This window comes from Curtobacterium sp. NPDC086286, from assembly GCF_044746255.1.
Classification (GTDB): Bacteria; Actinomycetota; Actinomycetes; order Actinomycetales; family Microbacteriaceae; genus Curtobacterium.
The window spans coordinates 391,655-418,207 of the sequence record NZ_JBIVBW010000003.1 but is presented as its reverse complement, the minus strand read 5'-3'; the positions used below and the strand labels follow the sequence as shown (position 1 = coordinate 418,207).

Annotated in this window: 29 protein-coding genes; 11 read left to right on the top strand and 18 right to left on the bottom strand. The window is 72.8% G+C overall.

Going from position 1 to position 26,553, the window contains the following annotated elements; translation table 11 throughout:
* Positions 1-13: 13 nt before the first annotated feature.
* The 9 genes from ACIPKM_RS07885 to hemE form a co-directional block, all read right to left on the bottom strand.
* Positions 14-973, bottom strand: coding sequence for a uroporphyrinogen-III synthase (locus ACIPKM_RS07885; RefSeq protein ID WP_402736520.1), 960 nt, complete (start codon positions 971-973; stop codon positions 14-16).
* 90 nt (positions 974-1,063) lie between these two features.
* On the bottom strand, positions 1,064-2,050 hold the full coding sequence (gene hemC / locus ACIPKM_RS07880) for a hydroxymethylbilane synthase (protein WP_261645793.1): 987 nt from the start codon (positions 2,048-2,050) through the stop codon (positions 1,064-1,066).
* Positions 2,047-3,282: a ferrochelatase gene (locus tag ACIPKM_RS07875; RefSeq protein WP_374930692.1), complete on the bottom strand. Its 1,236-nt coding sequence runs from the start codon at positions 3,280-3,282 to the stop codon at positions 2,047-2,049. The genes hemC and ACIPKM_RS07875 overlap by 4 nt, the downstream gene beginning before the upstream one ends.
* Entirely contained in the window at positions 3,279-4,004 is a 726-nt protein-coding gene (gene hemQ / locus ACIPKM_RS07870; RefSeq protein WP_071294326.1) for a hydrogen peroxide-dependent heme synthase, read from the bottom strand. The genes ACIPKM_RS07875 and hemQ overlap by 4 nt, the downstream gene beginning before the upstream one ends.
* Positions 4,005-4,061: 57 nt before the next feature.
* Positions 4,062-4,292 (bottom strand): DUF3618 domain-containing protein, encoded by a 231-nt coding sequence (locus ACIPKM_RS07865; RefSeq protein ID WP_070417357.1) that lies wholly within the window; start codon positions 4,290-4,292, stop codon positions 4,062-4,064.
* Positions 4,293-4,335: 43 nt separating this feature from the next.
* Positions 4,336-4,794 carry a phage holin family protein gene (locus tag ACIPKM_RS07860; protein WP_071294325.1) on the bottom strand — a complete coding sequence of 153 codons (459 nt, stop codon included), beginning with the start codon at positions 4,792-4,794 and terminating at the stop codon, positions 4,336-4,338.
* The gene (locus ACIPKM_RS07855) at positions 4,791-5,045 is read right to left on the bottom strand and encodes a hypothetical protein (protein ID WP_070417359.1); all 255 of its coding nucleotides are present in this window, start codon (positions 5,043-5,045) and stop codon (positions 4,791-4,793) included. Before ACIPKM_RS07855 ends, ACIPKM_RS07860 begins: the two co-directional genes overlap by 4 nt.
* A 98-nt stretch (positions 5,046-5,143) precedes the next feature.
* Entirely contained in the window at positions 5,144-6,493 is a 1,350-nt protein-coding gene (locus ACIPKM_RS07850) for a protoporphyrinogen/coproporphyrinogen oxidase (RefSeq protein WP_402736519.1), read from the bottom strand.
* The gene (gene hemE / locus ACIPKM_RS07845) at positions 6,490-7,614 is read right to left on the bottom strand and encodes a uroporphyrinogen decarboxylase (protein WP_402736518.1); all 1,125 of its coding nucleotides are present in this window, start codon (positions 7,612-7,614) and stop codon (positions 6,490-6,492) included. The genes ACIPKM_RS07850 and hemE overlap by 4 nt, the downstream gene beginning before the upstream one ends.
* Positions 7,615-7,704: 90 nt before the next feature.
* Between hemE and ACIPKM_RS07840 the strand changes: the two genes are divergently transcribed.
* Entirely contained in the window at positions 7,705-9,027 is a 1,323-nt protein-coding gene (locus tag ACIPKM_RS07840; protein WP_071294366.1) for a glutamyl-tRNA reductase, read from the top strand.
* On the top strand, positions 9,024-9,455 hold the full coding sequence (locus ACIPKM_RS07835; RefSeq protein ID WP_302847771.1) for an NUDIX domain-containing protein: 432 nt from the start codon (positions 9,024-9,026) through the stop codon (positions 9,453-9,455). Before ACIPKM_RS07840 ends, ACIPKM_RS07835 begins: the two co-directional genes overlap by 4 nt.
* Position 9,456: 1 nt before the next feature.
* Here the strand turns inward: ACIPKM_RS07835 and ACIPKM_RS07830 are convergent, their stop codons facing one another.
* On the bottom strand, positions 9,457-9,732 hold the full coding sequence (locus ACIPKM_RS07830; RefSeq protein WP_071294322.1) for a hypothetical protein: 276 nt from the start codon (positions 9,730-9,732) through the stop codon (positions 9,457-9,459).
* 103 nt (positions 9,733-9,835) lie between these two features.
* Between ACIPKM_RS07830 and ACIPKM_RS07825 the strand changes: the two genes are divergently transcribed.
* On the top strand, positions 9,836-10,531 hold the full coding sequence (locus ACIPKM_RS07825) for a DUF4232 domain-containing protein (RefSeq protein WP_402736517.1): 696 nt from the start codon (positions 9,836-9,838) through the stop codon (positions 10,529-10,531).
* Positions 10,532-10,550: 19 nt separating this feature from the next.
* The gene (locus ACIPKM_RS07820) at positions 10,551-10,967 is read left to right on the top strand and encodes a GNAT family N-acetyltransferase (RefSeq protein WP_261645797.1); all 417 of its coding nucleotides are present in this window, start codon (positions 10,551-10,553) and stop codon (positions 10,965-10,967) included.
* A gap of 10 nt (positions 10,968-10,977) precedes the next feature.
* Here ACIPKM_RS07820 and ACIPKM_RS07815 read toward each other — a convergent pair whose 3' ends face one another.
* From ACIPKM_RS07815 to ACIPKM_RS07800, 4 genes are read right to left on the bottom strand one after another with little or no spacing between them, the layout of a single operon-like run.
* Entirely contained in the window at positions 10,978-11,322 is a 345-nt protein-coding gene (locus ACIPKM_RS07815) for a YciI family protein (RefSeq protein ID WP_261645798.1), read from the bottom strand.
* A 16-nt stretch (positions 11,323-11,338) separates the two neighbouring features.
* A complete protein-coding gene (locus ACIPKM_RS07810) occupies positions 11,339-12,295 on the bottom strand; it encodes a serine hydrolase (RefSeq protein WP_071294319.1) in 957 nt (318 codons plus the stop codon).
* Positions 12,295-14,259, bottom strand: coding sequence for a M13 family metallopeptidase (locus tag ACIPKM_RS07805; RefSeq protein WP_092385735.1), 1,965 nt, complete (start codon positions 14,257-14,259; stop codon positions 12,295-12,297). Before ACIPKM_RS07805 ends, ACIPKM_RS07810 begins: the two co-directional genes overlap by 1 nt.
* A gap of 39 nt (positions 14,260-14,298) precedes the next feature.
* Positions 14,299-15,714 (bottom strand): hypothetical protein, encoded by a 1,416-nt coding sequence (locus tag ACIPKM_RS07800; protein ID WP_402736516.1) that lies wholly within the window; start codon positions 15,712-15,714, stop codon positions 14,299-14,301.
* A 100-nt stretch (positions 15,715-15,814) separates the two neighbouring features.
* Between ACIPKM_RS07800 and ACIPKM_RS07795 the strand changes: the two genes are divergently transcribed.
* The 4 genes from ACIPKM_RS07795 to ACIPKM_RS07780 all read left to right on the top strand — a co-directional run bounded on the left by ACIPKM_RS07795 (position 15,815) and on the right by ACIPKM_RS07780 (position 20,511).
* Entirely contained in the window at positions 15,815-17,152 is a 1,338-nt protein-coding gene (locus tag ACIPKM_RS07795; protein WP_402736515.1) for a uracil-xanthine permease family protein, read from the top strand.
* 144 nt (positions 17,153-17,296) lie between these two features.
* Positions 17,297-18,607 (top strand): MATE family efflux transporter, encoded by a 1,311-nt coding sequence (locus ACIPKM_RS07790; protein WP_402736514.1) that lies wholly within the window; start codon positions 17,297-17,299, stop codon positions 18,605-18,607.
* A complete protein-coding gene (locus ACIPKM_RS07785) occupies positions 18,604-19,839 on the top strand; it encodes a lipopolysaccharide biosynthesis protein (RefSeq protein WP_402736513.1) in 1,236 nt (411 codons plus the stop codon). The genes ACIPKM_RS07790 and ACIPKM_RS07785 overlap by 4 nt, the downstream gene beginning before the upstream one ends.
* Before the next feature lie 30 nt (positions 19,840-19,869).
* Positions 19,870-20,511 carry a GNAT family N-acetyltransferase gene (locus ACIPKM_RS07780; RefSeq protein ID WP_402736512.1) on the top strand — a complete coding sequence of 214 codons (642 nt, stop codon included), beginning with the start codon at positions 19,870-19,872 and terminating at the stop codon, positions 20,509-20,511.
* 55 nt (positions 20,512-20,566) lie between these two features.
* Here the strand turns inward: ACIPKM_RS07780 and ACIPKM_RS07775 are convergent, their stop codons facing one another.
* The gene (locus ACIPKM_RS07775; RefSeq protein WP_402736511.1) at positions 20,567-22,012 is read right to left on the bottom strand and encodes a family 20 glycosylhydrolase; all 1,446 of its coding nucleotides are present in this window, start codon (positions 22,010-22,012) and stop codon (positions 20,567-20,569) included.
* A 179-nt stretch (positions 22,013-22,191) separates the two neighbouring features.
* On the opposite strand from ACIPKM_RS07775, the gene ACIPKM_RS07770 reads away from it, so the two are divergent.
* Entirely contained in the window at positions 22,192-22,746 is a 555-nt protein-coding gene (locus tag ACIPKM_RS07770; RefSeq protein ID WP_402736510.1) for a hypothetical protein, read from the top strand.
* On the opposite strand, the gene ACIPKM_RS07765 is transcribed toward ACIPKM_RS07770, so the two are convergent.
* From ACIPKM_RS07765 to ACIPKM_RS07755, 3 genes are all read right to left on the bottom strand, one after another.
* Complete coding sequence (locus ACIPKM_RS07765) at positions 22,743-22,964, bottom strand: hypothetical protein (protein WP_402736509.1); 222 nt, start codon at positions 22,962-22,964, stop codon at positions 22,743-22,745. The two genes, ACIPKM_RS07770 and ACIPKM_RS07765, sit on opposite strands and share 4 nt — an antisense overlap.
* Positions 22,957-23,136 (bottom strand): hypothetical protein, encoded by a 180-nt coding sequence (locus ACIPKM_RS07760; RefSeq protein ID WP_402736508.1) that lies wholly within the window; start codon positions 23,134-23,136, stop codon positions 22,957-22,959. Before ACIPKM_RS07760 ends, ACIPKM_RS07765 begins: the two co-directional genes overlap by 8 nt.
* A 66-nt stretch (positions 23,137-23,202) precedes the next feature.
* Positions 23,203-24,405 carry a LacI family DNA-binding transcriptional regulator gene (locus ACIPKM_RS07755; protein WP_402736507.1) on the bottom strand — a complete coding sequence of 401 codons (1,203 nt, stop codon included), beginning with the start codon at positions 24,403-24,405 and terminating at the stop codon, positions 23,203-23,205.
* Positions 24,406-24,490: 85 nt separating this feature from the next.
* Here ACIPKM_RS07755 and ACIPKM_RS07750 point away from each other — a divergent pair, with 85 nt between their 5' ends.
* Together ACIPKM_RS07750 and nucS are read left to right on the top strand one after the other, a co-directional pair.
* A complete protein-coding gene (locus tag ACIPKM_RS07750; protein WP_402736506.1) occupies positions 24,491-25,816 on the top strand; it encodes an MFS transporter in 1,326 nt (441 codons plus the stop codon).
* 9 nt (positions 25,817-25,825) lie between these two features.
* Complete coding sequence (nucS, locus tag ACIPKM_RS07745; protein WP_070417381.1) at positions 25,826-26,521, top strand: endonuclease NucS; 696 nt, start codon at positions 25,826-25,828, stop codon at positions 26,519-26,521.
* The last annotated feature ends 32 nt before the right edge of the window (positions 26,522-26,553 follow it).

Genomic DNA, 26,553 nt, shown 5'->3' with positions numbered 1-26,553 from the left:
GGGAAACGGCCGGTCACTTCGGTGCCTTCCTGTTCGGGGCGATGGGGTTCAGGGACTCGACGACGGCGTCGAGCAGGGCTTCTGCGGATCGGGTCCGGGCGACCACGTGCACGGGCAGGCCAGCGGCACGGGCTTCGGCAGCGGTCCCGGGTCCGATGCACGCGACCACGGTGCGGGGGTGGAGCGGGGTCATCCGCCGGGCGATCTCGCGAGCGACGCTGCCGCTCGTCACGAGCACGGCGGCGGGCGGGGAGTCGAGGACGACCGGCTCGTCGCCGGTCCCCACGGTACGGTACGCGACCACGTCGTCCACGTCGATCCCGCGGGCGCGCAGGGTGTCGACGACGGTCGGGGCAGCGAGGTCCGAGCGTGGGAAGAGGACGGTGCCGGAGGTGTCCGGCAGCGCGTGGGCGAGCGCGGCGCCCGAGGACTCGGACGGCACCAGGTCGACGACCCAGCCCGCAGCACGCGCGGCACGGGCGGTCGGCTCGCCGACCGCCGCCACCCGCAGGTCGGACGGGAGGCGCGCCACCCGTTCCGCGACCACCCGCACGGCCGTCGCACTGGTCACCACCATCCACGCGTACCCGGCCACGTCGGTGCCGTCGGTGCGGGCGGTGCGGGCTGTGCCGTCGGTGCGGGCGGTGCCGTCGGTCGCGGGTCCCGAATGGGCACGATCCGGCCCGGTCGGCGCGGCTGGGCGGCCGGTTCCGCCCGCTCGCCGACCGGCCGACGGCGCGTCCTGCCCACTCGCCGACGGCGCGTCCTGCCCGCTCGCCGGCTGCGCGTCCTGCCCACTCGCCGACTGCGGACCGGACCCGGCCGGCGGAGGTGCGTCGTGCCTCCTGGACCCACCGGACGCGATCAACCGGTCGACCGCAGCCTCGAGGGCGGACCGATCCGTGGGTGCCGCGTCCGCGATCAGCGGGACGACGAGCGGGTCGAGCCCGCGCTCGCGGGCGGCCGCGGCCACCCGGTCACCCCACGCCCCGCCGCGCGGGACCAGGACGACCGGCTGCCGTGCCGCGTCCGCGGTGCTGACGTCGGGGTGCGTGGCGACCGCCTACTCCGCCGAGGTCGCGAGGTCCGCCAGGTCGGCCGCACCGTTCTCGAGCAGTTCGGCGGCGACCCGGCCACCGAGCTCGAGCGCCTCGGTCAGGCGGTCCTGTGCGGAGCCGTCGAGCACGGCGGCGTGTGATGCGGTGCGGTACTCGGAGCCGTCGGGCCGGTAGACCGTCGCGGAGACGAGGAGCATCTCGGCATCGACGATCGCGGTGGCACCGATCGGGGCGGAGCACCCGGCCTCGAGCTTCGCGAGCACCTCGCGCTCGGCGGACACGGTCAGGCGGGTCGGCGCGTGCTCGATCTTCCGCAGGGCCGCGAGGAGGTTCCGGTCCGTCTCATCCGCGCGGGTCTCGATCGCGAGCGCTCCCTGCCCGGGGGCGCTCGGCCAGAAGCCGAGGTCGAGCAGCTCGGTCGCCGCGTCGAGCCGGTCGATGCGCGTCAGGCCGGCGGCGGCGAGGACCACCGCGTCGAGGTCGTCGTCGACGCGTCCGAGGCGGGTGTCGATGTTGCCGCGGATGTCCACCACGTCGAGGTCGGGACGCTTGGCCTTGAGCTGCGCGACGCGGCGGGGCGAACCCGTCCCGACCTTCGCGCCCTCGGGCAGGGTCTCGATGGTCGCGGCGTTCCGGGCGACGAGGACGTCTCGGGCGTCGGCACGCTTCGGCACCGCGGCGATCGTCAGCCCCGGGTACGGCGCGGTCGGGAGGTCCTTGAGGGAGTGCACGAGGACGTCGACCTCGCCCGCGACGAGTGCTTCGCGGAGCGCGCTGGCGAACACGCCCGTGCCGCCGAGGCTCGCGAGCGAGGCGCGGTTCGTGTCGCCCTCGCTCGTGACCGTGACGAGCTCGACCGGTCGACCGGACGCCGTCGCCAAGCGGTCGGCGACGTCCTGCGACTGGGCGACCGCGAGCCGGCTGGCACGGGTGCCGAGCCGGATCGGGGCCGGGCCGTCGGGGCTGCCGGTCGGCGCGGACGCGTCGGTCACGGGGCGAGTCCGGCCGCGGCGGGCTTGAACCCGGCGCGCACGTTCTCGCAGCACCCCGGACGGCAGACGTCGTACCAGGGACCGAGGTCGGTCAGGTGCGGGCGCTCGCTCGTCGGGGTGCCGTTGACACGCTCGAGGACGAGGTCCACCAGACCGGAGACGTAGGCCGGGTCGACACCCGGGGTCTGCGTGCGCACCGACCAGAAGCCGAGCTCCTGAGCGGTCTCGGTTGCCTCTTCGTCGAGGTCCCACATGACCTCCATGTGGTCGCTCACGAAGCCGAGCGGGACGATGAGCACGGCGCGGGTCGGGCCGCCCTTGAGCTCCTCGTTCATGTAGTCGTTGATGTCGGGCTCGAGCCACGGCTGCGTCGGGGGGCCCGACCGCGACTGGTACACGAGCTTCCACGGCGGCGTGCTCGTGCCGCGGAGCGACGCGTGCTCGGGCTGCTCGAGCAGCTCCGCCCACGCCTGGTCGAGCACGACCTGCGCGACGGCGAGGTGTTGGGCCTCGTACGCGCCGTGCTCGTCGAAGCCCCGGTAGTCGGGGCCGGACTTGGCGGCGTCGGTCGACGGGATCGAGTGCGTCGAGAACAGCACGTGCAGCTCGGTCGCGACGTCGAGGCCGTCGTTCTCGGCGATCGCACGCGCCATGCCGTCACGGACGCCGTCCACGAACGGGCGGACGAAGCCCGGGTGGTCGAAGAACTGCCGGACCTTGTCGATCTGGATGGTGTCGATCAGACCGGTCTCGGACAGCACGCGGGCGTAGTCCTCGCGGTACTGGCGACAGCTCGAGAACGACGAGTAGGCGCTCGTGGCGATCGCGATGAGCTTGTTGTAGCCCTTGTCGGCCGCCTCGGTGAAGGCCTCTTCGAGGTAGGGCTCCCAGTTGCGGTTGCCCCAGAGGACCGGCATGTCGATGCCACGCGAGGCCAGCTCGGCCTCGAGCGCGGCCTTGAGCGCACGGTTCTGCGCGTTGATCGGGCTGACGCCGCCGAAGTGCCGGTAGTGGTGGGCGACCTCTTCGAGGCGCTCGTCCGGGATGCCCCGGCCCCGGGTGACGTTGCGCAGGAACGGGATGACGTCGTCCTGGCCCTCGGGTCCGCCGAAGCCGGCGAGCAGGATCGCGTCGTACGCGACCGGGACCTCGACGTGCTCGGGACCGTCGGCGGCCGCGGGGGTCGCGGCGAGGACGGCCTGACCGTTCGTGATCATGCTGGTGTCGGTCACGAGAGCACCTCCGGCAGCTCGGTGGTCGTCACGCGACGACCGGTGAAGAAGGGCACCTCTTCCCGCACGTGCATGCGGGCTTCGGTGTAGCGCAGGTCGCGCATGAGGTCGACGAGGTCGACGAGGTCCGGGCTCTCGAGCGGCAGGATCCACTCGTAGTCGCTCAGCGCGAAGGTGGCGATCGTGTTCGTCAGCACGCGGCGGTACTTCGCGCCGGCGATGCCGTGGTCGCGGAGCATCTTCGAGCGCTCCTCTTCCGGCAGGAGGTACCACTCGTAGGACCGGACGAACGGGTAGACCGTGATCCAGGCCTCTGGCTCCTTGCCGCGCAGGAAGGCGGGCGTGTGCCGCTTGTTGAACTCGGCTTCGCGGTGCATCGCCATGGCGTGCCACACCGGTTCGGCGTCCTGGAAGAGCGCGGTGCGGCGGATCTCGCGGAGCACCGCCTGGATCGCCTGCGCGTCGTCGCCGTGCAGCCAGACCATCACGTCGGCGTCGGCGCGGAAGCCGGACACGTCGTAGAAGCCGCGGATCGTCACGCCGCGCTCGGCAGCGGCGGCGATGACGGCGTCGAGCTCGGCCACCGCGTCGTCGCCGACCGTGTGGATCGGCCCGAGCGGACGGCGGAAGACGGCCCACAGGGCGTAGGCCGTCAGCATGTTGGGGTCGATGCCGTCGGGGGAGGTCTCGTGTGCGTCGTGCGTGGGCACGGTGGAACTCATGTGTCCATTGTCCTATCGGTCACAAAGGTGACGCCGCTCCCCTTTCGACGGCGAGCGCTACCGCCGTCGGAGCACCGCTACGACGATACCCCCGACCACTGCCACGCCCGCTGCGAGCCCGGCCAGGTACGGCACCGGCTTCTCGTCGATCCCGCGCTTGACCTTCGACGCGGCGATGCCGATCTGCTTCGGGACGTTGAGCTTGTCCTCGATCGCGTCGAGGGTGTCGAACAGCTGGGCGCGGGTCGACGCGACGCGGTCGGCCAGGTCGTCGTGCTGATCGGTCACGTGGGTCCTCCGGGGTGTGGGGTGGTGGACGGGGCGGTCGTCGCTAGAAGCGGCCGCCGACGTCGGGCTTGCGGGTGCCGTACTGGGTCGGCGGGGTCGGCTTCTTGCCGAGGCCCTTCACCGCGTTGACGTCGTTCTTCACGCTGTCGATGGTGCGCTTCGGCGTGATCGGGAGCCCCTTCTTCAGGCGCTTCCAGCCGAGCAGGCCGAGGATGCCGGCGACGATGAGCATCACGACGGCGATCACGAGTGCTGCGAGCCACGCGGGCATCACGGTCGCGAGCCCCATGACGGCGGCGGTCAGCAGCACGCCGATCGCGTAGAGGACGATGACGAGCGCGCCCACGAGCAGACCCGCGGCGAGGCCGAAGATCTTCGCTTTCGTCAGCATCTCGGCCTTGAGCAGGTTCAGCTCACCCGTCACCAGCTCCTTGACGAGCTTGGGGACGTCGCCGACCAGGCCGAACAGCGAACGCGGCTTGCGGTCGCGGGTGTCTGTCATGAGGCCTGGCTGTCCTTCTTCTGCCCGACCTTGCGGACGACCTTCTTCGTCTGCTCACCGACGAACTCGGCGACGTCGGGGGTCTTGTCGGCGATGAATTCCTCGGCGACGTGGACGCCCTTCTGGACGCCGTTGCTGTTCCAGATCTTGCCGCTGACGGTCTTGATCTGCTCGTACCGCGCCCGTCCGGCTCGCGATCCCAGGACGTACCCGAGAGCGGCGCCGGCGACGAACAGGAGCTTGCCTCGCATGTGCGATTCCTCCGTTGGGTCAGTGTGCGTGGTCATGCGCCGAACGGAATACGTCCGGCGTTCCTGCAACAGTAGCCCTCTCCCAGTGTGCGGTCCGCTCAGGAATCCAGGATGTGCTCAGCGGCGGTCCGTGCGGCCGCGACGATGCCGGCCAGCCCCCGGCCCGTCGACGCCTCGCCGATCCCGACGACCCCGTCGGCGAGCCCCGCGGCGGTCGTGTCCGGACCGTGCCACCGGACACGTGCGGCACCGACGACGGCGGGCGGCGCGATCGGCACGCCGAGCAGGGCGGAGGCGTCCTGGGCGGCGCGGGTCCCGATCGCGTCGTACGGGTCGACCTGGAGGCTCCTCCCGGTCTCGACCGCGTCGGCCGCGGCTCCAGGGGTGGTCGCCGCGACCCCCGGATCCGTCGTCGCGTAGCTCAGCCGCAGGACGTGCCGGCCCCCGGCCGCCTCGGCCAGCCACGGCCACTTCACCGTCGCGTGCGTGATCGCCTTCGCCCGGACCCCGGGTGCGTCCGGGTGCACGAGCATCCCGGTCCCCCGCGGCGCCGCGTCGAGTTCGTGTTGGTCGACCACGAGCGTCACGAGCTCGATGCCCGTGCGCACGGGTCCGGCCGTGCGGGCGGGGTCCGCCGTCGAGGCGAGGACGTGCTCGGCCACCAGTCGCTCGGTCTCGCCGTCGTCGGTGCGGACCTCGACGGCGTGCTCCTCGATCGCGGTGGCCCGGGTGTGCAGGCGGACGTCGACCCGGTAGGTCTCCATGTCGGCCACGAGCTCGTCGACGAGCCGCACGGTGCCGCCGCGGATGCCCTGCACGGCGGACCCCGCCGTCGCACGGGCCCGGAGTGCGAGGACCGCGCGGGCGAGGGAGCCCTCGCGCAGCAGCGCCGCCCGGAGCCCGGGAGCCACCCGGTCCGGGTCGAGGTCGTCCGGGTGCGTCGAGTGCACGCCGGCGACGATCGGCACCACCAGGTCGTCGAGGACCTGCTCGCCCATGCGCTTCCGGACCAGCTCGCCGAGCGACGGCGCCTTCGACCCGACGAGGGACGGCAGCAGGGAGTCCATCTGCGCCCGGAGCGCCGCCTTCTGCCCGACCACCGCGAGGACGTCGGCCGCCATCGGGCTCCCCGGGATCCCGAGCAGTCCGGTCTGCGGGATCGGGGACGTCCGGCCGTCCCGGGTCATCAGCCACGCACCGCGCGGGTCCGGCGTGGTGACCTCGTTGCCGAGGCCGAGTTCGATCGCCAGCCGGCCGACGGCGTCGTTGCGGGTCGCGAACGAGTCCGCCGCCATGTCGAGGTCGAGTCCCGCGACGGTGTGCCGACGGACCATGCCGCCGAGCACGCCGGAGCCCTCGACGAGGACGACGTGCGCGCCGCCCTTCGCCAGGTCCCGCGCCGCGACGAGTCCGGCGACCCCGCCGCCGACCACGACGACGTCGGTCACGCCCGCACTCCGGTCGCCGCGGCCGTCCCGTCCCCGAGCTCGTGGACGAGGGCCACGATGCGGGTGAGCACGGTCGGGTCGGTCTCCGGCGGCACACCGTGCCCGAGGTTGACGACGTGCGCCCGGGCCGCACCACCGCGGCGGACGACGTCGCGCACGTGGGCCTCGAGCACCTCCCACGGGGCGGAGAGCATCGCCGGGTCGATGTTGCCCTGCACGGTGACCCCGGTGCCGACCCGGCGCACGGCCTCGTCGAGCGGCAGCCGCCAGTCGACGCCGACCGCGTCGACGCCGACCCGGTCCGTGCCGAAGGTCGTCATGTCGCGCAGGACCTCGCCGCTGCCGACGCCGAAGTGGATGCGCGGGACGCCGAGGTCGGCGACGTGGGCCAGGGCGTCGGCCGAGTGCGGTGCGACGCGGGTGACGTAGTCCTCGCGGGAGAGCGAGCCCACCCACGAGTCGAACAGCTGTGCGGCGGAGGCCCCGGCGAGCACCTGTGCCCGGAGGAACGCCCCCGACACCCCGGCGGCCCAGGCGAGCAGGCGCGACCAGGTCTCCGGGTCCGAGTGCATGAGCGTCCGGGCGCGGATGTGGTCCTTCGACGGTCCGCCCTCGACCAGGTAGGCCGCGAGCGTGAAGGGCGCCCCGGCGAACCCGATGAGCGGGGTGTCGCCGAGCTGCTCGACCGTGCGCGCCACGGCGTCCGTGATCGGGGCGAGGGCAGTCGCGTCGAGCTGGCCCAGCGCGTCGACGTCGGCCGGGGTGCGGATCGGGGACGCCAGCACCGGCCCGCGTCCGGGGACGATCTCGACGTCGACGCCCGCGAGCTTGATCGGCACGACGATGTCGCTGAAGAAGATGCCGGCGTCGACCCCGTGCCGGCGGACCGGCTGCAGCGTGATCTCCGACGCCATCGCCGGGTCGAGGCAGGCGTCGAGCATGGCCGTGCCGACGCGCAGTTCGCGGTACTCCGGCAGGGACCGGCCGGCCTGACGCATGAACCACACCGGCAGGGTCTCCGGCCGGTCGCCGCGGAGCGCCCGGACGAGGGGCGAGCCCGACGTCCGCCCGGAGACGAGCGGGTGCGAGGCGGGGAGGGCGGTCGTGGATGCGTCGGTCACCGCACGATTCTCCCATCGGCGAACGGAACGTATCCCGAGCACGCACGATGGGAACGGGAGCCGGGCGCAACGCGAGTTACCATGGAAGACGTGCTCATCTGTCTCACGGCGTCGCATCGCAACGCCAGCTTCGATCTCCTGGAGCGACTGAGCATCGGCGCACCGACCGCCGCGAGCCGTCTCGTGACGGACTCCGACGTGCTGGACGGGGCCGTCGTCCTCGCCACGTGCAACCGCTTCGAGGCCTACCTCGACATCGCCGGCGACGACCGCGACTCCGCCGTCTCGGCCACCGTCGACGCCGTCGCCACCGCGAGCGACCTCGACCCCGCCGAGGTCCTCCGGTCCGTCAACGTGCTCGGCGGCAAGGACGTCGTGCAGCACCTCTTCGCCGTCTCGAGCGGCCTCGAGTCCGTCGTCGTCGGCGAGACCGAGATCTCCGGGCAGGTCCGCCGCTCGCTCGAGGACGCCCGCTCGAACGGCACCACCACCTCGGACCTCGAGCGGCTCTTCCAGGAAGCCGCGCACACCTCCCGCGGCGTCAAGACCCGCACCCGCATCGGCGCTGCCGGCCGGTCACTCGTGCGGCTCGGCCTCGAGCTCGCGTCCTCCCGCGTGACCGACTGGGGCCGGACCCGCGTGCTCCTGATCGGCACCGGCAGCTACGCCGCGACGACCATCGCCGCCCTGCGCGACCGCGGCGCCGACACCATCCAGGTCTTCTCCCCCTCCGGCCGGGCGCCGTGGTTCGCCGCGAAGCACGACCTCGTCGCCGCGCACGACCTCCGCCAGGCCATCGGTTCGAGCGACGTCGTGATCACCTGCACCTCGAGCGAGGTCCCGGTCGTCGAACCGGCCGACCTCGACGACGGCGTCCGGCGCATCGTCATCGACCTCGGACTCCCCCGCAACGTCGACCCCGACGCGGCCGACGTCGACGGCGTCGAACTGCTCGACCTCGAGACCATCAGCATCCACGCCCCGATCGCCGAGCTCAACGCCGAGTCCGAGGCCCGCGCGATGGTCGAGGACGCCGTGTCCCGCTTCCGCGCCCAGGCCCTCGAGCAGTCGACGACGCCCGCGCTCGTGGCCTTCCGCAAGCACGTCTTCGACATCCTCGACGACGAGATCGACCGCGCGAAGCGTCGTGCGGACGGCGACGACGCCTCGGCCGAGCAGACCGAGCGCGCCCTGCGGCACCTCGTCGGCGTCCTGCTCCACCGTCCCTCGGTGCGCGCTCGCGAACTCGGTCGCGCCGGTCGCGGCGAGGAGTTCGTCGGGGCGCTCGACGCCCTCTTCGGTGTCCGTCCCGAGCCCGAGGCGGAGCTGCCGTCGCCGGTGGTGCCGCTCGCGGAGCGCACCGCGCCCGAGCGGATCGACCGCGACCGCACCGACGAGGCGGACGCGAGCTGAGCCTCCAGGGCCACCCCGCGACCCTGCGTGTCAGTGCGCTGCTGCTGGTGCGCGACCGCCGCGTGCTCATGGTGCGCGCGCGGATGCGCGACGTCCTGTACCTGCCCGGGGGCAAGGCGGAGCCGCACGAGAGCGACGTCGAGGCCGTCGTCCGCGAAGCCTTCGAGGAGACCGGCCTGCGGCTGACCGCCGACGACGTCGAGCCGTTCGGCACCGTCACCGAACCGGCGCACGGGCAGGCCCCGGGCACGATGGTCGCGATGGCGCTGTTCCTGGTCCGTCCAGGAGGCGCGCTCGACTCCGCCACGCCGGTCGCCTCGGCAGAGGTGGACGAGGTCGAGTGGGTCACCTCCGCGGACGCGGACCGGTGCCCGCCGGCGGGCGTGGAGACGCTCCGCCGCCTCGTGGCGGCGGAGCTGATCGACTAGGTCAGACCTGGTCGCGGTCGGTGTAGTGCCCGACCTCGCCGTCCGGGGTGGGTTCGGCCTCGCCGGGGATGTCCGACTCGACGTACTCGCCCTCGCCGTCGCCGCCCTCGGGACGGGTCTCGCCGGGGATGTCGCTCGAGACGAACTCGCCCGCGGGCTCGTTCGACGCCACGGGCGGCTCGCCCGGGATCTCGCTGTCCGTGAAGGACCCGGCACGGGGCTCGACGCCGTCCGACCGGCCCTCGTCGCCGCGTGCCTGTTCGTGCTTGCCTGCCATGTCGACCTCCGTTGCTCGTGCGTTGGCGCGTGCCCTGGAGTGTCCTCGGGGCGGCTGGGCGCCACCCGAGTCGTGTACCCCGGGGCAGTGGTTGCGTTGGCTCATGCAACGTCGCGCTGGTTCCCCACTGCTCGTGGCCGTCGGCATCGTCGCCGTCGGTCTGCTCGCCGGCTGCTCGTCGGGCGGCGCCACGACCCCGTCGGCCACGACGACGGAGACCGTCACGGCGACACCGACATCGACACCGACGCCTTCGTCCGCGTCGTCCGGCTCGGCGTCGTCGCCGAGCACGTCGGGCGGCGCGTCGGGCGGATCGTCCGGTGGTTCCTCGGGTGCAGGGTCCTCGGGCGCTGGGTCCTCGGCGTGCGCCACGTCCTCGCTCGCCGGGAGCATCGAGGCCGGCAGCGGTGGCGCTGCCGGCAGCACGTACGTCCACCTCGTCCTGCGGAACACCGGGTCGTCGACGTGCACGCTGCAGGGCTGGCCGGGGGTGTCCTTCGTCGGCGACACGAACGGCACGCAGATCGGCAACGCGGCGACGCTCGACCGTGCGGCGCCCCACCCGACCGTCACGCTGGCGTCCGGGCAGAAGGCCGTGGCACCGCTCAAGGTCACGAACTCGGAGAACTACCCGGAGTCGACGTGCGACCCCACCTCGCCCGACGGCTTCCGGGTGTACCCGCCCGGGTCGAAGGAGTCCCTGTTCATCCCGTACACCGCGTTCGCCGCGTGCCGGTCGGAGGACGTGACGGAGCTCGACGTGCAGGCCTTCGTCCCCGCGGGGCAGGCCGCCGACTGACGTCTGCCACGATGGGACCGTGGTGGTGATCGCGGAGGAACGACCGGCCGGGGACGAACTCCTGGCGCTGTACCGCGACGTCGGGTGGACGGCGTACACGCGGGACTCGGAGACCCTCGTCGCCGCGGTCCTCGGGTCCCACCTCGTGCTGACCGCCCGGGACACGACGGGCTCGCTCGTCGGGCTGGTCCGGACCGTGTCCGACGGCGTGACGATCGTGTACGTGCAGGACGTCCTCGTCGCACCCGAGCACCACCGGGCCGGCATCGGCGGGGCCCTACTCGACGGCGTCCTCGAGCGGTACGCACACGTGCGCCAGACCGTGCTGACGACCGACGCCGAACCGGGGCAGCGGGCGTTCTACCAGTCGCGGGGCTTCGTCGAGGTGCACGACGTCGTGCCGACTCCGCTCCGCTCGTTCGTCCTGCTCCACTGACCGGAGTCGCTCAGGACTCCGGGTCGTCCATGAACGCGCGGACCTCCTGCGCGCACCGGCAGGCCGCTGCGAACCGGGCAGCCCACACCAGGGCGTCGTCGCGCGTCGGGACGTCGAGGATGCAGAAACCCCCGATGAAGGTGTCCTTGCCGGGGCGGACGGCCGGGTCGTGCACGGTGCCGTCGGTGTCGACCAGGGCACCGGTGTCGGGCGGGAGGAGTCCCCCGCCGAACACCCACACGCCGGCGGCCTTCGCGTCGCGCAGCACCGCGTGCGTCGCGTCGGAGACGGCCTGGAGGTCGGCCACGGGGAACACCATCGTGCCCTCGTCGAAGGAGATCAGGTACTCGGTCACGAGCGTGAGGGTACGCTCAGCGGGCCGCGGGCTCGTGCACGGTCTCGAGCACCTCGGTGCCCATCGTCCGCAGGGCGTCGATGACCGCCAGCCGCCGCTGCAGCGAGTCGTCGTCGAACGTCACCGTGACGGCGTAGCTCACCGACGACCCGGGCCCGCGCAGGATCCCGGCCTCGGCCCGCACGCCCGTGCTCGACCCGGTCGCCGAGACGACCTGCAACCCGTGGTCCAGTGCGCGGTGCGCGAGCGGGTCCAGCCCGAACGACCCCGCGACGAGGCTGAGGTCGGACGCGAGGGACAGCCATCCGAGCACCCGGTTCGACACCGCCTCGTCGACGACCTCGCCGAGTGCCAGGCCCCGCATGAGCCAGGCGAGCTCGCCCGTCGGCGCGACCGAGGCGTCCGGAGCGTCGTCCGGCCCGCGACGGTCCCGCACCCGGTCGATGAGGGCGGTCCGTTCGATCCCGAGCGACTCGGCGCGCTCGCGGACGGCGTCGATCCCGACGGTCGAGAGCAGCGCGTTCATCGCCCAGGCGTCCGCACCGGCACCGACGAGGGTCGCCAGGTCGGACACCTGCATGGTCGGCTCCTGCAGGAACTGCCAGAGCCCGGCACCGGTCGCCGTGTCGCGCGCCATGCGCTGCAGCCGGTCGCCGTGCAGCCCGCCGTCCTCGAGCCGCGCCGCGACCTCGACGAGGAGCAGCACGCGGCCGAGGCTCGCCACCGGTTGGACGAGCGTGTCGTCCACGGCCAGCAGGGCCTTGCCCGTCGAGGTGTCGATCACCGAGGCGCTGACGGACGCGCCGTCCCGTGCGATGGCGCCGAGCGCCTGCAGCGTCGCGGCGAACCGGTCGTCGGCACCACCGCGGTGCCGCCCGCGCGCACGCCCGTCGGCCCCGCCGGCGTGCTGCCGTCGCCGCGACCGGCGAGCCGCTCCCGGCTCCGACGACGGAGCCGCGTCCGGCTCGGCCATCACCAGATCGAGACGCGCTCGGCCGGGTCGAGGTACATCGCGTCCCGCTCGGTCACGCCGAAGGTGTCGTAGTAGACGTCGATGTTGCGGACCACCTGGTTGCAGCGGAACTCGGTCGGCGAGTGCGGGTCGATGCTCAGCAGACGGGCGGCTTCCTCCGGACGGATCGCCATCCGCCAGGCCTGCGCCCAGCTGAGGAAGAAGCGCTCGGCACCGGTGAGGCCGTCGACCACCGGCGGCTCCTGCCCGTCGAGGGACAGCAGGTACGCCTTCCACGCGATCGAGAGCCCGCCGAGGTCGCCGATGTTCTCGCCGATCGTCAGGGCACCGTTGACGTGGCCGTCCGGGACCTCGGTCGGGACGAGCGCGTCGTACTGCGCGATGAGCGCCTTCGTGCGCTCCTCGAACGCGGTGCGGTCCGCCTCGGTCCACCAGTTCTCGAGTCGGCCGTCGCCGTCGTACTGGGAGCCCTGGTCGTCGAAGCCGTGCCCGATCTCGTGCCCGATGACGGCACCGATCGCGCCGTAGTTCGCGGCGGCGTCACGCCCGGCCTCGAAGAACGGGAACTGCAGGATCGCCGCCGGGAACACGATCTCGTTGAACCCGGGGTTGTAGTACGCGTTGATCGTCTGCGGGGTCATGAACCACTCGTCGCGGTCGATCGGCTTGCCGATCTTGCCGAGCTCGCGGTCGACCTGAAAGCTCGCGACGGCGCGGACGTTGCCGATGAGGTCGTCGGCGGACACCGGCAGCGCGGAGTAGTCCCGCCACTTCACCGGGTACCCGATCTTCGGCGTGAACTTGTCGAGCTTGTCGAGGGCCCGAGCACGCGTCTCGTCGGTCATCCAGTCGAGGGCGGTGATGCTCTGCCGGTAGGCCTCGACCAGGTTCGCGACGAGGTCGTCCATCGTCGCCTTCGAGGTCTCGTCGAAGTGCTCCTGCACGTAGATGCGGCCGACCGCCTCGCCCATGGCCCCCTCGACCAGCGAGACCCCGCGCTTCCAGCGCTCGCGCTGCTTGGGCGCACCGGTGAGCGCGGTGCCGTAGAACGAGAAGTTCGTCGCCGAGAAGGCGCTCGTCAGGTAGGCCGCGGAGGCGCGGATCACCTGCCAGCGCAGCCAGTCCTTCCAGACGTCCAACGGCTGGTCGCGGAGCAGCTCCGCCAGACCGGTCACGAACGACGGTTCGCGGACGACGACGGTCTCGAAGGCGCCGGCCGGTGCGTCGATCGCTTCCCACCAGAGGCGGAGGTCGATGCCGTCGGCGAGCGCCGCGACCTCGGCCCACGGCAGCTTGTTGTAGGTCTTCTGGCTGTCGCGGGTGGTGACGTTGTCCCAGTGCTTCGACGCCAGTGCGGTCTCGAGTGCGATGACGTGCTCGGTGCGGTCGCCGCCGTCCTCGAAGCCGGCGAGCGGGAACATCGCGGCGACGAACTCGCGGTACTTCGTGCGGATGTCGGCGAAGCGGTCCTCGCGGTAGTACGACTCGTCGGGCAGCCCGAGGCCGGACTGTTCGAGGAAGACCACGTAGGACTCCGGGTCGCCCGGGTCGTTGTCGACGAAGAGCTGCAGGAAGCTCGGCAGGCCGAGGCGCTCGAAGCGTCCGACCATGCGGATGACGTCGTCGACCGAGTCGACGGCGGCGATCTCGGCGAGCAGGGGCTCGATCGGCGCGGTGCCCAGGGCCTCGAGCCGGTCCTCGTCGGTGAAGGAGGTGAAGAGGTCGCCGACCTTGCGGTCCTCGGTGCCGGGCGCGGCCTGCTGGGAGCGCTCGATGATGTCCCGCACGGCGATCTCGGCGGCCTCGGCCAACACCGTGAACGAGCCGTACCGTGCCTTGTCGTCGGGGATCGGCGTCGATGCGATCCACGAGCCGTTCACGTGGCGGTACAGGTCGTCCTGCGGGCGGACCGTGGCGTCCAGCTCGTCGGTGTGGATCCCGGAGGTGCTTGCGACGTCGGTCATGCGGTCAACGATAGCCACCGTCGCCCTGATCGAGCGGTGTCAGCCACGGTGGGCACCCCGGCGCCCGAGTGCCCGCGCTCCCGCGAGCCCGCCGAGCCCCGCTGCGAGGAGCACCCCGGCGACGCCGAGCGGCACCGAGGGGTCCTCACCCGTGTACGCGAGCCGCCCGCTGGGCACGGCGGTGATCCGGCCCGCGGTGGCCTGCGGTGCGGCCTGGTGGTTGCCGGTGGAGACGCCGGGCCCCGCGCCGGGACCGTGACCGTGCTCGGGTGCGGGGCGGACCGGGAGCTTCGGCAGCACGAGTCGGAGCGCACCCTGCTCGACCCCCTGCACCCGCTGCCGGGCGACCACGACGTCCCCGGGCAGCGTCGCCCGCGGGACGACGAGTTCCCAGCCGCGACCGATCGCGGCGGTGATCGGTCGGCCGTCGGCCCCGTCCACCGGCGTCCCGCTCGCGGTCTCGAGCGCCACCACGCCGCCGGGCTCGCCGGTGCCGGAGAGTCGCACGGAGCCGTCGGCGAGCTCCTCGACCGAGCCGGTGATCGCGATCGGCACGGTGACGAGGGCGCTCGTCGTCCCGATCGGTGTCCCGTCGTCGAACGTCGTGACCGTGATCCGGTGGAACCTGACGGTCTCGGGGAAGGGCAGCTCCGCGCGCCAGGTGGTGTCGGTCGAGGTGGTGGCGACGACCGGCTCGCCGTCGGCACCGAGGACCGGACCGGACGCGTCCGCGAACCGGAGCGTCGTGCCGACGGGCGCCCGTCCGGCGAGGGTGGTGCGCCGGGTCTCGCGGGAGGCCGAGGCGGTGCCGACCTCGGCCGCTCCGGAGAGCTCGTACGAGTCCCGGCCGATGCCGTTGACCGTGCCGTCGAACACGCGCTCCACCACGATGTCGTGTCGGCCGGGGGCGCGGTCGCGCAGGACCGCGCGCCAGGGCGCACCGGCTTCGGCGACGACGTCCGCGACGGGTTCGCCGTCGTCGGTGACGACGTAGCGTGCCGGACGGCTCACCCCGCTGCCCTCGAGCGTGATGGTGCGGGTGAACGGATCGATCGTCGGGACCCACGTCGGCGGGAGCAGCCCGAGCACCTCGACGGGCAGGTCGACCGTCTCGCCGGTCACCTGCGACGTCACGTGCACCACGCGGGGTCCGGGGCCGACCCGGAGTCCGGCGCTCCACACGCCGTCGCGGACCTCGGTCCAGACGGTGTCGGCACCGTCGACCGCGATCGCGACGCTGCCGCCCGTGGGTCCGGTCCCAGTCAGCTCGACGCGTCCGGTGGCGTGCTCGATCGAGCGGACCTGCGCGGTGAAGTCCGCCGCGGGGTTCGTCCGCGCGTGGGCCGGCGCGGCGACGGCGCCGCTCAGGCCGACGACGGGCGAGAACGCCACGGCGAGCGCGGCGCACCAGGCGGCGATCCGCCGGTGCGGGGTGGATCGGACGGACTTCGACATGGGCAATGCTCCTCGTGTGGTACGTCATACATCATATGCGGAGCGCGGACATCCTCGGCGGGATCGTCACGAGCGGTGGACTGCCGCTAGCGTCGACCCCATGGGACTTCCGTGGAAGCTGCACGGGGACGGCGCGACCGTCTCCGCGACGACGATCGTCGCGCCGGACGAGCGCCTCACCTGGGGCCGGACGATCGGCCTCGGCGTGCAGCACGTCGTGGCGATGTTCGGCGCGACCTTCCTCGTGCCGTTGCTCACCGGCTTCCCGCCGGCGACGACGCTGCTCTTCAGCGGCATCGGCACGATCCTGTTCCTGCTCATCACCGGCAACCGGCTGCCGAGCTACCTCGGGTCGTCCTTCGCGTTCATCGCCCCGATCGCCGCCGCGACGAAGATCGGCGGCATCCCGCTGGCGCTGTCGGGGATCATCGTCGTCGGGGTGCTCCTCGCGGCCGTCGGCGCCGTGGTGCACCTGGCCGGCGCCGGGTGGATCGACCGCCTCATGCCGCCCGTGGTCTCCGGCGCGATCGTGGCCCTCATCGGCTTCAACCTCGCCCCGGCCGCCCGCGACAACTTCACGAAGGCCCCGGTCGTCGCGGTGATCACGCTCGCCGCGATCATCCTCGTGACCGTGCTCTTCAAGGGGCTCATCGGACGCCTGTCGATCGTCATCGGCGTCGTCGTCGGGTACGTGGCGGCACTGATCGCCGGCGAGGTCTCGTTCGACGCCGTCGGCAAGGCCGCCTGGATCGGTCTGCCCGAGTTCACCGCGCCCGCGTTCGACCCGTCGCAGCTCGCGATCTACCTGGCGTTCGTGCCGGTCGTCCTCGCGCTCATCGCCGAGAACGTCGGCCACGTGAAGGGCGTCGGACAGCTCACCGGCCGTGACCTCACCCCGCTCACCGGGCGAGCACTCTTCGCCGACGGCATCTCCACCGTCCTCGCGGGCGTCGGCGGCGGCTCGGCGACGACCACCTACGGCGAGAACATCGGCGTGATGGCCGCCACCCGGGTCTTCTCGACCGCGGCGTACTGGGTGGCCGCGATCGTGGCCGTCCTGCTCGGCCTCTCCCCGAAGGTGGGCGCCGTCATCTCGTCCGTCCCTCCGGGGGTCCTCGGAGGAGCGACCACCGCGCTCTACGGGCTCATCGGCGTCATCGGCATCCGGATCTGGGTCGAGAACCGCGTCGACTTCGCGAAGCCGAAGAACCAGCTGACCGCGGGCATCGCGCTCATCATCGGCATCGCCGACTTCACGTTCTCGTTCGGTCAGGCGAGCTTCGGCGGGATCATCCTCGGCACGGTCGCGGCGATCGTGGTCTACCACGTGATGGACCTCGTGGGCCGTGCCCGCGGGACCGACGAGGCGACGCCCGAGGTGCCGGAAGCGGCCCACGCCGCCACCGGCGGGGTCCCCGCCGAACCGCGCGCTGACTGACGCGAGCACCCGCCGGACGGGAGGCGCGGGTCGGCGCCGACCCGCGCCTCCCGTCCGACCCGTCACCGGTCCGGGCGTGCGCGCACCACGCGTGGTCCGCTTCGCCGCCAGAATGGGTCGGTGCCCGGACCGACGCGACCCGCAGTGACCACCGAGCGGCGCGCGGTCGACCGCGACATCGTCCGCCTCGCGGTGCCGGCGCTCGGTGCGCTCGTCGTCGAGCCGCTGTTCCTGCTGACCGACACCGCGCTCGTCGGGCACCTCGGTGCGACGCCCCTCGCTGCCGTCGGCCTCGCCGGCGCCGTCCTGCAGACCGTCACGGGGCTGCTCGTCTTCCTCGCGTACTCGACGACCCCGGCCGTGGCCCGCGCGCTCGGCGGCGGCGACCGACGCGGGGCCGTGCACGCCGGCATCGACGGGATGTGGCTCGCGCTCGTGCTGGGCGTGGTCCTCGCGCTCGTGGGATGGCCGCTCGCCGGACCGCTGGTCGACCTGTTCGGTGCGTCGGCCGACGTGTCGGCGGCGGCGACCGCCTACCTGACGGTGTCGCTCATCGGGCTGCCCGGGATCCTGGTCGTCACCGCCTCGACCGGGCTGCTCCGTGGGCTGCAGGACACGAGGACACCGCTCGTCGTCGCCACCGTCGGGTTCGTCGCGAACGGACTGCTCAACGCCGTCCTCATCTACGGCGCCGGCTGGGGTGTCGAGGGGTCGGCCGCCGGCACCGTCATCGTGCAGTGGGCGATGGCGATCGTCTACGTCCGGATCGCGGTCCGCGCCGCGCGGGCCTCGAGCGCACCGCTGCGCCCGGGCGCCTCGGGCGTCGCGCGGGCGCTCCGGTCCGGTGCCTGGCTGTTCCTGCGGACGGCCTCGCTGCGTGTGGCGATGCTCGCGACGGTCGGCGCCGCCGCGGGGCTCGGGACGACCGGGCTCGCGACCACCCAGGTCGGGCTGACCGTGTTCTCCACCCTGGCGTTCGCGCTCGACGCCCTGGCGATCGCCGGGCAGGCACTCGTCGGACACGGGCTCGGGGCTCGGGACCCGGCGCGGGTGCGGCTGGTGACGCGGCGGCTCGTCCTGCTCGGGATCGCCGGCGGTGTGCTGCTCGGGGTGCTGACCCTCGCCGTGAGCGGGGTGCTCGGGCCGGTCTTCTCCGACTCGTCCGCCGTGCGTGGCGCGCTGCCCCTCGTCCTCGTGCTCATCGCCGTGGGGATGCCGGTCGCGGGCTACGTGTTCGTGCTCGACGGGGTGCTGATCGGCGCCGGGGACGCGCGGTACCTGGCGATCGCGGGCGGGGTGAACCTCGTCGTGTACCTGCCCCTGCTCTGGTGGGCGGGTGGGACCCTCGCGGGGCTGTGGGCCGCGTTCGCGCTCGGGTACATCGGGGTGCGGGCGGTGACGCTCGGGGTGCGGGCACACCGGCGCGGGTGGGTCGAACAGGCGTTGGCGCGGTGAGCGTGCGTCCGGCTCCCGCTCCGGCCGCGGCCTCGTCCGTCGCGTCGTCGGCCCTGCTCGCCACCGTCGGCATCGGGGTGCAGGGCGTCGCGAAGCTGCTCGTGACCGTCGTCGTCGGTCGGGTGTTCGGTACCGAGACCCTCGGGCAGACCACCGCGCTCCTGTCGCTCTCCGTCTTCGTCGCGCTGCTCTGGCCGAACGCCGCCGGCAACACGGCCTCGCGGTACCTGGCGATCGCGCTGCGCGGACGGCACTCCGACGCCGCGGTGAACCGGCTGCTCGGGTTGTCCATGCTCGTCTCGACCCTGGTGCTCGCCGCCGTCACCGTGCCGATCGCCCTCGCGTGGGGCAACGGCCCGGGCACGGTGCTCGGTGGCGTCGCGGTCGTCGTCGGGTACGGGCTGTACTGCTACGCCCGCGGAGCGCAGCTCGGCTACGGCCGTGCTCCGAAGGTCGCGCTGTGCGACGGCGTGACGAGCGTGCTCGCGCTCGGGCTGCTCGTGCTCGCCTGTGTCGCCCGGCTCGAGCCGTTCGTGCTGCTGCCGCTCGCGATCGGGTACACCGTCTTCGCCGTCGCCTGCTGGCCGCGGGGGAACGGGTTCGGGCCTGCTGCTCGCGAGCCCGTCGGCGGGGTGCTCGGATTCGCGGCGTGGAATGTGCTCGCAGTGGTGACCTCGAACGGGCTGCTCCAGCTGACGATGATCTCGGCGCAGGTCACCGTCTCCGCCCACGACGCCGGCGTCTACGCGGCCGCGTTCACCCTGGCGACCCCCGCGTCGATGCTCGGGCAGGCGCTGGGGCAGGTGCTCGTGCCGGCGTTCGCCCACCGGACGGACGGAGGGTCGCTCCGGTCCCGCGGGGCCGTCCTGTTGGTGGTCGGCTTCGCTGCCGGCACCGCCGTGGTGTTCGGCCTCGTGGCGCTGCTCGCCGGGTGGTTCCTGCCGATCGTCTACCCGGCCGAGGGCGCTGCGGCCGTGGCGGACCTGCGGTACCTGATGGTCGGGGTGTGGGTGTTCACCGTCGGGCTCGTGCCGGCGGCGTTGTTGCTCGCGGCGGGGCGGTCGCGGCAGGTGGCGCTGGCGTCCGTGGCCGGGTTCGTCGTCGGAGCGGTGCTCATGGCCGCGCTCGGGCCGGTCGCGGGGGTGGCCGGGGGGACGACCGGGTTCCTCGTGGGGAGCGCGGTGAACCTCGTGGCGGTGGTGGGGCTCGGGGTGCGTCGAGGGAGCCCGTAACCTGCCGTCGGGGACTCGTACCGTGGGACGATGGACCTCGAGCGAATCTGGCCGCTGTTCGGATTGCGGCTCACCACTCCGCGGCTGGAGCTCCGGCCGCTGCGCGATGACGACCTCCCGGGCCTCGTCGACGCAGCGCTCTCCGGCGTGCACGATCCCGCTCGCATGCCGTTCGGTGTCCCGTGGACGGACGCCGAACCGGACGCCCTGGCTCGTTCACTCGCGCAGTACCACTGGAAGCTCCGGTCGGGGGTGACCAGCACCGCGTGGGGCGTGAGCTTCACGGTGCTCCACGACGGCACACCCATCGGCGTGCAAGAGCTCCACGGCCGTCGCTTCGCGGCGCGGAAGACCGTCGAGAGCGGTTCTTGGCTCGCGCGGCCTCATCAGGGCCTCGGGTTCGGCACGGAGATGCGAGCTGCGCTCCTGCTGTTCGCGTTCGACCATCTCGGTGCCGAATGGGCGGAGTCGAGCGCGGCGGCGTGGAACCACCCGTCGCTGCAGGTCTCGGAGAAGCTCGGCTACCTGACGAACGGTGTGACTCGTGCGCAGACGCGCGACGATGAAGTCGTGGACGAGGTCCGGGTCCGGCTGAAGCGGGACGACTTCGTCCGCCCGCACTGGACGCTGCGGACTACGGGGACCGAAGCCGCGATGGAACTGCTGCGGTAGCCGTCCGCTAGGTCGACGGAGGCACGGCCGGCGAACCGCAGGTCCACTCGCGGGCCTACGAGCCGGCGGTCTCGATCATCGCGAGCACGTGTGGGGCGCTCCAGCGCAGGAGCGCGTCGGACGGTGGCGCTTCGAGGTCCTCGCCCCAGATCGCGACGGCCGCCCCCGACGTCGGACCCGCCAGACGTGCGCCCGAGTCCCCGTCCCAGGTCCGGAGCGACCAGTTCTCGCGGAGATCGGCGACGGTGTACTCGCTGTCGGCCGCATCGAGGTCCGTCGGCACCTCGTACAGGTAGTACGAGTTGTAGTTCAGCAGGTCGATCCCGGCCGCGTACAGGTCGTTCGCACCCGCCCGTCGCTCGCGGCGCTCGCGGCGTTCCGTCGCGTCCTCGGTGTCACCGTCGAAGCTCCAGTAGGTGACGTGGATACGCGGATCCAGTCGCCCGATCGCAGCCCGGTCGATCCCGTCGTTCCACGCCCACACCGCACGGTTGCCGACGGCGGCCGCCATCGTGTTCAACCACTGGACGCGTTCGTCGGCGGTGACGTCGTCGCCCCACTCGTCGCCGCCGATGTGGACGGTGCGGCTCGACGGGAAGGTCCGCGTGACCTCCTGCAGGAGTCGTGCCGCCAGCGCGGAGCTGCCGGGCGCCGACGTGTCGAGTTCGCTCTCGCCCGAACGGATCCGGTCCACCCACTGCTTGCCGTGTCCGGCCTCGAGGAGAGCGAACGCCGCAGCCATGTGACCGGGGGTGTCGATCTCGGGAATGATCGCGATGCCTCGTTGCGCGGCGTACCGGGAGATCTCCCGTGCCTGCGCCGCGCTGAGGAACGGCCGACCGGTGATCCGACTCGTGTAGACGCCGTCCCGGAGATCGGCGTTCGCGAGGGTCTGGCCGAGGACCTCGCTCTCGATGCCCACGTTCTGGTCGTCGGTGAGGTGGAGGTGCAGGAAGCGACCACCGTGATCAGCGAGGAGCGCGATGTACTGCTCGATCAGCGCCACCGGGTAGTAGGCACGAGCCACGTCGAGCATCACGCCGGTGTCGGGACGTGCCCGGGTCGCACGGGCGGTGGTGACGGTCGTGGCCGAGGTGCCGCACTTCGACAGGGAGAAGGCTCCCGTGCACGCGAGGACCGCGTACTTCCCGGCCGGCGCACGAGGAGGCGCGGTGTGCGTCGCGTGGATCGTCGCGCTCGCACCGGCAGCGAGTGACTGCACCGAGACGTGTCCGAGGGTGTACCGCTTGCTCCCGGCCGTCAGGGAGAGCCATGCGTCGGCCGCCGGCTTGCGCGCCACCGAGGTGTTCTTGACCGTCAGCGTCGTGCGCACCGTGGTGCGTGTCGACGTGGTGGTGCTGCTCGCGGTGACCTTGGTGACCACCAGCCGCGGAGCTCCGGACGCATCAGCAGTGCCCGCCGATCCGCCGATCGCGTCCGCTCCGATCACGACTGCCGCCGACATCGCGATCACCAGGCCGACGGCGATGCTGCGCTTCACGCGGGAACCCGCGGCTGCCGTCGTCCTCGCATCCGGATCGCGTCTCCCGAGCCCCACAGCACCCCACCCTCGAACCGCTCCGGCGCGGACGGTCCGAGCAGGATCGCACGATCGTACTGGACGCCGTCCCCTGCGACGAGGCAGGCCCCGCAGGACGGGTCGCGCCCTAGGGTGATCGGGTGTCTTCCCCCGTCGAGGCCCCCGGTCCCACGACCACGCCCACGCCTGAGACCGAGGCGACGGGCACACGCCGGACCCTGCTCGCCGTCCTCCCGTTGACGACGGCGTGGGCGGGAGCGGCAGCCGTCGTGGTCGTGCCGACCGCGAGCGTGGTGGTGGGTGCCGTCGTCGAGCGCTCCCCCGCCGCGTTGCCGTTCATCCTCATCATGGTGCCGGCGATGATCGGCGGAGCGGCGGCGGTGTTCGTGTTCGGACTCGCCGCGGGCGCACTCGCGGGTCTGCCCGACCGGTGGCTGGGTCGACGCCGTCCGAGCGTCACCGGCGACGTGGCCGCCGTGCTGATCCTGACGCTGCTCGTGGCGGGGACGTCGGGTCTCGCCCAACTGCTCGTGCCGTACCTGTTCCCGTGGCCCGTGACGGCTCAGGTGATCGGTGTGGCAGCCGTGACGGCCGTGTCGACACTGCTCGTCGTCGCGGCCCACCGCAGACGCGAACGTCGGCGGCACGACCTCCGACCGACTGCAGCACAGCCGACGACCGAGGCGCGACGCTAGCGCGCTCGTCCCCGCCGGAGTGCGACCAGTCCGGCGACGGCCAGGACGAGGCCCACGACACCGCACAGCATCCCGCCGAAGTACACCGCCGCAGCGCCGAAGTTCACGCCGCCTCCGATCGGACTGAGGATCACCCAGACCGACCCGACGGCCGTCGCGACGAAGCCGATCCCGAGGACGACGACCCCCGTCGTCACGAGTCTCCGGCCGTCAGTCACGGTCGGCTTCGCGGTCTGCTTCGCGGGCTGCACGCTTGGCAGCGCGTCGTGCTCGCGCCTGGGCGTCCTGTTGCTCCTGGAGCGGGCTCTTCTGCATCGATCCCCGCGCTGCGAGCACGATCATCACGACGACCAGCACGAGCACGACCGGGACCAGGAAGGTCAAGAACACGCAGCGCCCCCATCGGTCACGAGGCTCTCGGTCGAGCCTCGTGTGCATCGTAGCCCGCGGGACACCTCAGTGCCGGCTCCCGTCCGCCGGCCCCTCCGCCCGCGGCGGCCCCGTCGTGTCCCCGATGCGGAGCTCCGATCGGAACGCCGCCGGCTGGGGCTCAGCCCCTTCGAGCATCGCCAGGGCAGCACGGGCCGCCGCCTGCCCCTTCTGCACGAACGGCTGCACGAGCGTCGTCAGCTGCCGGATGCGGGTGCGGTGGAACAGGCTGTCGTCCACGGTGATGCCGTCGAACCCGACGACGCTGACGTCCTCGGGCACACGGAGTCCGGCGTCGAGCGCGGCCGAGATCACCCCGACGGCGAGGACGTCGCTCTGCGCGATGACCGCGGTCGGCCGGGGCCCGTCGGGGGCGAAGAGCGCGGTGCCGGCGATCCGGCCTTCCTCGACCGAGCTGCCGGCGGCCTCGATCGCGACCGAGTCGGGGTAGACCCCACGGACCCCGCGCAGGCGTTCGAGGGACGTGAAGGCGATGCCAGCGGCCTCGCGCTCGGCGTCGATCGGCCCGCGGCGGTGCGCACCGTCGAGCGGCAGCGACACGACGGTGACCGCCTCGTGCCCGAGGTCGCGCAGGAAAGCGGCCGCGCGGCGGGAGGCCTCGCGGTTGTCGAGCTGGATCGGCACCGCACCCTCGATGTCGTCCGCCTCGATCGCGACGACGGGGATCTGCCGGCGCCGGAGCACGGCCACCGCGGGGTCGATCCGCACGTTGCACCCGACGAGGACGACGGCGTCCATGGGGGCGTCGACGAGGGGGACGGCACCCTGTTCGTCGTCGAGGGGGCTCCGGACGAGCAGCAGCGAGGCACCGGCGGCACCGGCCACCTCGGCGATGCCGTCGAGCGTCAGGACGTTCACCGGGTCGCGGAAGGCATCGCTCAGCCGTTCGTCCATGACGACGCCGATGACGCCGGAGCGACCGCGGCGCAGCGAACGGGCACGCGGGTCCGGGCCGCCGTAGCCGAGCTCGGCGGCGGCGGCCAGCACACGCGCCTTGGCGTCCTCGGAGACCGGGCCGCTGCCGCTGAACGCGAGCGAGGCCGTCGAGGGCGCGACCCCGGCAGCGCGGGCCACCGCGGTGAGGGTCGGACGGCGGGGGCGGACCGGGACGGGACCGGTCGGGACCGCACCGGCGCGCGGGGCATCGGCGGCGTCCTCGCGGTGGTGCTCCGTCCGCGACGCGCCGGGTCCTGTTGCCGGTTCGTCCATCGCCCGTTAGCGTAGCCGGAAACAGCGGTCGAATCGATTCGACCGAGCCGCGACACGCACAGCAGCGAAGCACGATGGGACCACCATGACGACGACGTCCGCCCGCACCACACCCTCGACACGGGCCTGGATCACCGCGGTGTTCGTCGTGTTCACCCTGTCCGGCCTCGACATCGCGACCTGGCTCGGCCGGATCCCGAGCGTCCGCGACTCCCTCGGAGCGAGCACCTTCGAGATGGGCCTGCTCGTGCTCGGCATGGCGGTCGGCTCGATCGGCGGCCTGACCTTCGCCGGGCACATCGTCGCGAAGCTCGGGGCTCGCCGGGGCGTCCAGGTGGCCGCAGCGTGCCTGGCCCTCGGGATGGTCTTCGCCGGGCTGGCGGTGAGCCTCGGGTGGGGCTTCGCCGCCATCTGGATCGCGCTCATCGCGTTCGGGTTCGGCAACGGCCTGTGCGACGTGTCGATGAACGTGTCCGGCGCCGCGGCGGAGAAGGCCGGCGGCCGCACGATCATGCCGCTGTTCCACGCCGCGTTCAGCCTCGGCACGCTCGCCGGTGCCGGCCTCGGAGCCCTCGCCGAGGCGCTCGAGGTCCCGGTCGCGTGGCACTTCATCGTCCTCGTCGTCGTCACGAGTGCCGCGATGCTCGTCGCCGTCACGCGCTTCCAGGACGAGCACCGCTTCGAGGAGCACGTCGCCACCGACACCAGCCCGGTGCTTACGCCGGTCAGCCGCTGGCAGGTCTGGGCCCAGCCGTCGACCCTGCTCATCGGCGTGATCGTGCTCGGCATGGCCCTGGCCGAGGGCTCGGCGAACGACTGGCTACCACTGGCCATGATCGACGGGCACGGCCTCGACAACGCCGCGGGCGCCGCCGTCCTCACGGTGTTCCTCGCCGCCATGACCGTCGGCCGGGTGGCCGGCAGTCCGCTCATCGACCGGTTCGGGCGGGTGCCGATCCTCCGCATCAGCGCCGCCGTCGCGGTCGTCGGCCTCGGCATGCTCATCTTCATCGACAACGTGCCGCTCGCGATCGTCGGGGTCGTGCTCTGGGGTCTCGGGGCGAGCCTCGGCTTCCCGATGGGCATGTCCGCCGCGGCCGACGACCCCCGGACCGCCGCCGCTCGGGTCAGCGCCGTGGCGACGATCGGGTACGTGGCGTTCCTCGCGGGACCGCCGCTCATCGGGTTCCTCGGCGAGCACGTGGGGCTGCTCGGTGCGCTCCTGGTGGTCTTCGTGTTCATCATCGCGGCGGGACTCGCGTCGGGTGCCGCCCGTGAGCGCGGCGCCGCCGCCCGGCCGACCCGCCGGGGCGGCGACGTGGACGGCGGAGACGAGCCGCGCCTCCAGGCCCAGCGCGCCGACGCGGCCACGAGCGCCGACAGCACCACGGGTGGTCGCGACGCCGGTTAGGCTCTCCGGGTGCGTCTCGTCATCGCCCGCTGCTCCGTCGACTACGCGGGCCGGCTCTCAGCCCACCTGCCGCTCGCGACCCGTCTGCTCATGCTGAAGGCCGACGGTTCGCTGCTCGTCCACTCCGACGGCGGCAGCTACAAGCCGCTCAACTGGATGAGCCCGCCGTGCTCGATCGAGATCACCGAGCCGGACGAGGAGCAGTCGAGCGCCGGCATCACGCAGGTGTGGACGGTCACGCAGAAGAAGACGCAGGACAAGCTCATCGTCTCCCTGTACGAGGTCGTCTCCGACGAGTCCCACGACCTCGGCGTCGACCCGGGCCTCGTGAAGGACGGTGTCGAGGCGCACCTGCAGCAGCTCCTCGCGGAGCAGATCGAGCTGCTCGGCGACGGCCACACGCTGGTCCGCCGCGAGTACATGACCGCCATCGGCCCGGTGGACATCCTCGCCCGCGACGAGGCGGGGGCGAGCGTCGCCGTCGAGATGAAGCGGAACGCCAACATCGACGCGGTCGAGCAGCTCACCCGGTACCTCGAGCTCATGAACCGCGATCCGCTGCTCCGTCCGGTGCAGGGTGTGCTCGCCGCGCAGACGGTGGCGCCGCAGGCACGCACCCTCGCCGAGGACCGCGGGATCCGCGTCCTCGTGCTCGACTACGACGCGATGCGGGGCATCGAGGGCGGCCACACCCGCCTCTTCTGAGCGGTCGGACTGGAGGCGCGGCTCGCGTCCGC

Bases quoted from the DNA above. Each gene is read 5' to 3' on its own strand.
- hemQ (WP_071294326.1), bottom strand. From the start codon at position 4,004: ATGAGTTCCACCGTGCCCACGCACGACGCACACGAGACCTCCCCCGAC.
- ACIPKM_RS07860 (WP_071294325.1), bottom strand. From the start codon at position 4,794: ATGACAGACACCCGCGACCGCAAGCCGCGTTCGCTGTTCGGCCTGGTC.
- ACIPKM_RS07855 (WP_070417359.1), bottom strand. From the start codon at position 5,045: ATGCGAGGCAAGCTCCTGTTCGTCGCCGGCGCCGCTCTCGGGTACGTC.
- ACIPKM_RS07830 (WP_071294322.1), bottom strand. From the start codon at position 9,732: ATGGCAGGCAAGCACGAACAGGCACGCGGCGACGAGGGCCGGTCGGAC.
- ACIPKM_RS07825 (WP_402736517.1), top strand. From the start codon at position 9,836: ATGCAACGTCGCGCTGGTTCCCCACTGCTCGTGGCCGTCGGCATCGTC.
- ACIPKM_RS07810 (WP_071294319.1), bottom strand. From the start codon at position 12,295: ATGGCCGAGCCGGACGCGGCTCCGTCGTCGGAGCCGGGAGCGGCTCGC.
- ACIPKM_RS07805 (WP_092385735.1), bottom strand. From the start codon at position 14,259: ATGACCGACGTCGCAAGCACCTCCGGGATCCACACCGACGAGCTGGAC.
- ACIPKM_RS07800 (WP_402736516.1), bottom strand. From the start codon at position 15,714: ATGTCGAAGTCCGTCCGATCCACCCCGCACCGGCGGATCGCCGCCTGG.
- ACIPKM_RS07795 (WP_402736515.1), top strand. From the start codon at position 15,815: ATGGGACTTCCGTGGAAGCTGCACGGGGACGGCGCGACCGTCTCCGCG.
- ACIPKM_RS07780 (WP_402736512.1), top strand. From the start codon at position 19,870: ATGGACCTCGAGCGAATCTGGCCGCTGTTCGGATTGCGGCTCACCACT.
- ACIPKM_RS07755 (WP_402736507.1), bottom strand. From the start codon at position 24,405: ATGGACGAACCGGCAACAGGACCCGGCGCGTCGCGGACGGAGCACCAC.
- ACIPKM_RS07750 (WP_402736506.1), top strand. From the start codon at position 24,491: ATGACGACGACGTCCGCCCGCACCACACCCTCGACACGGGCCTGGATC.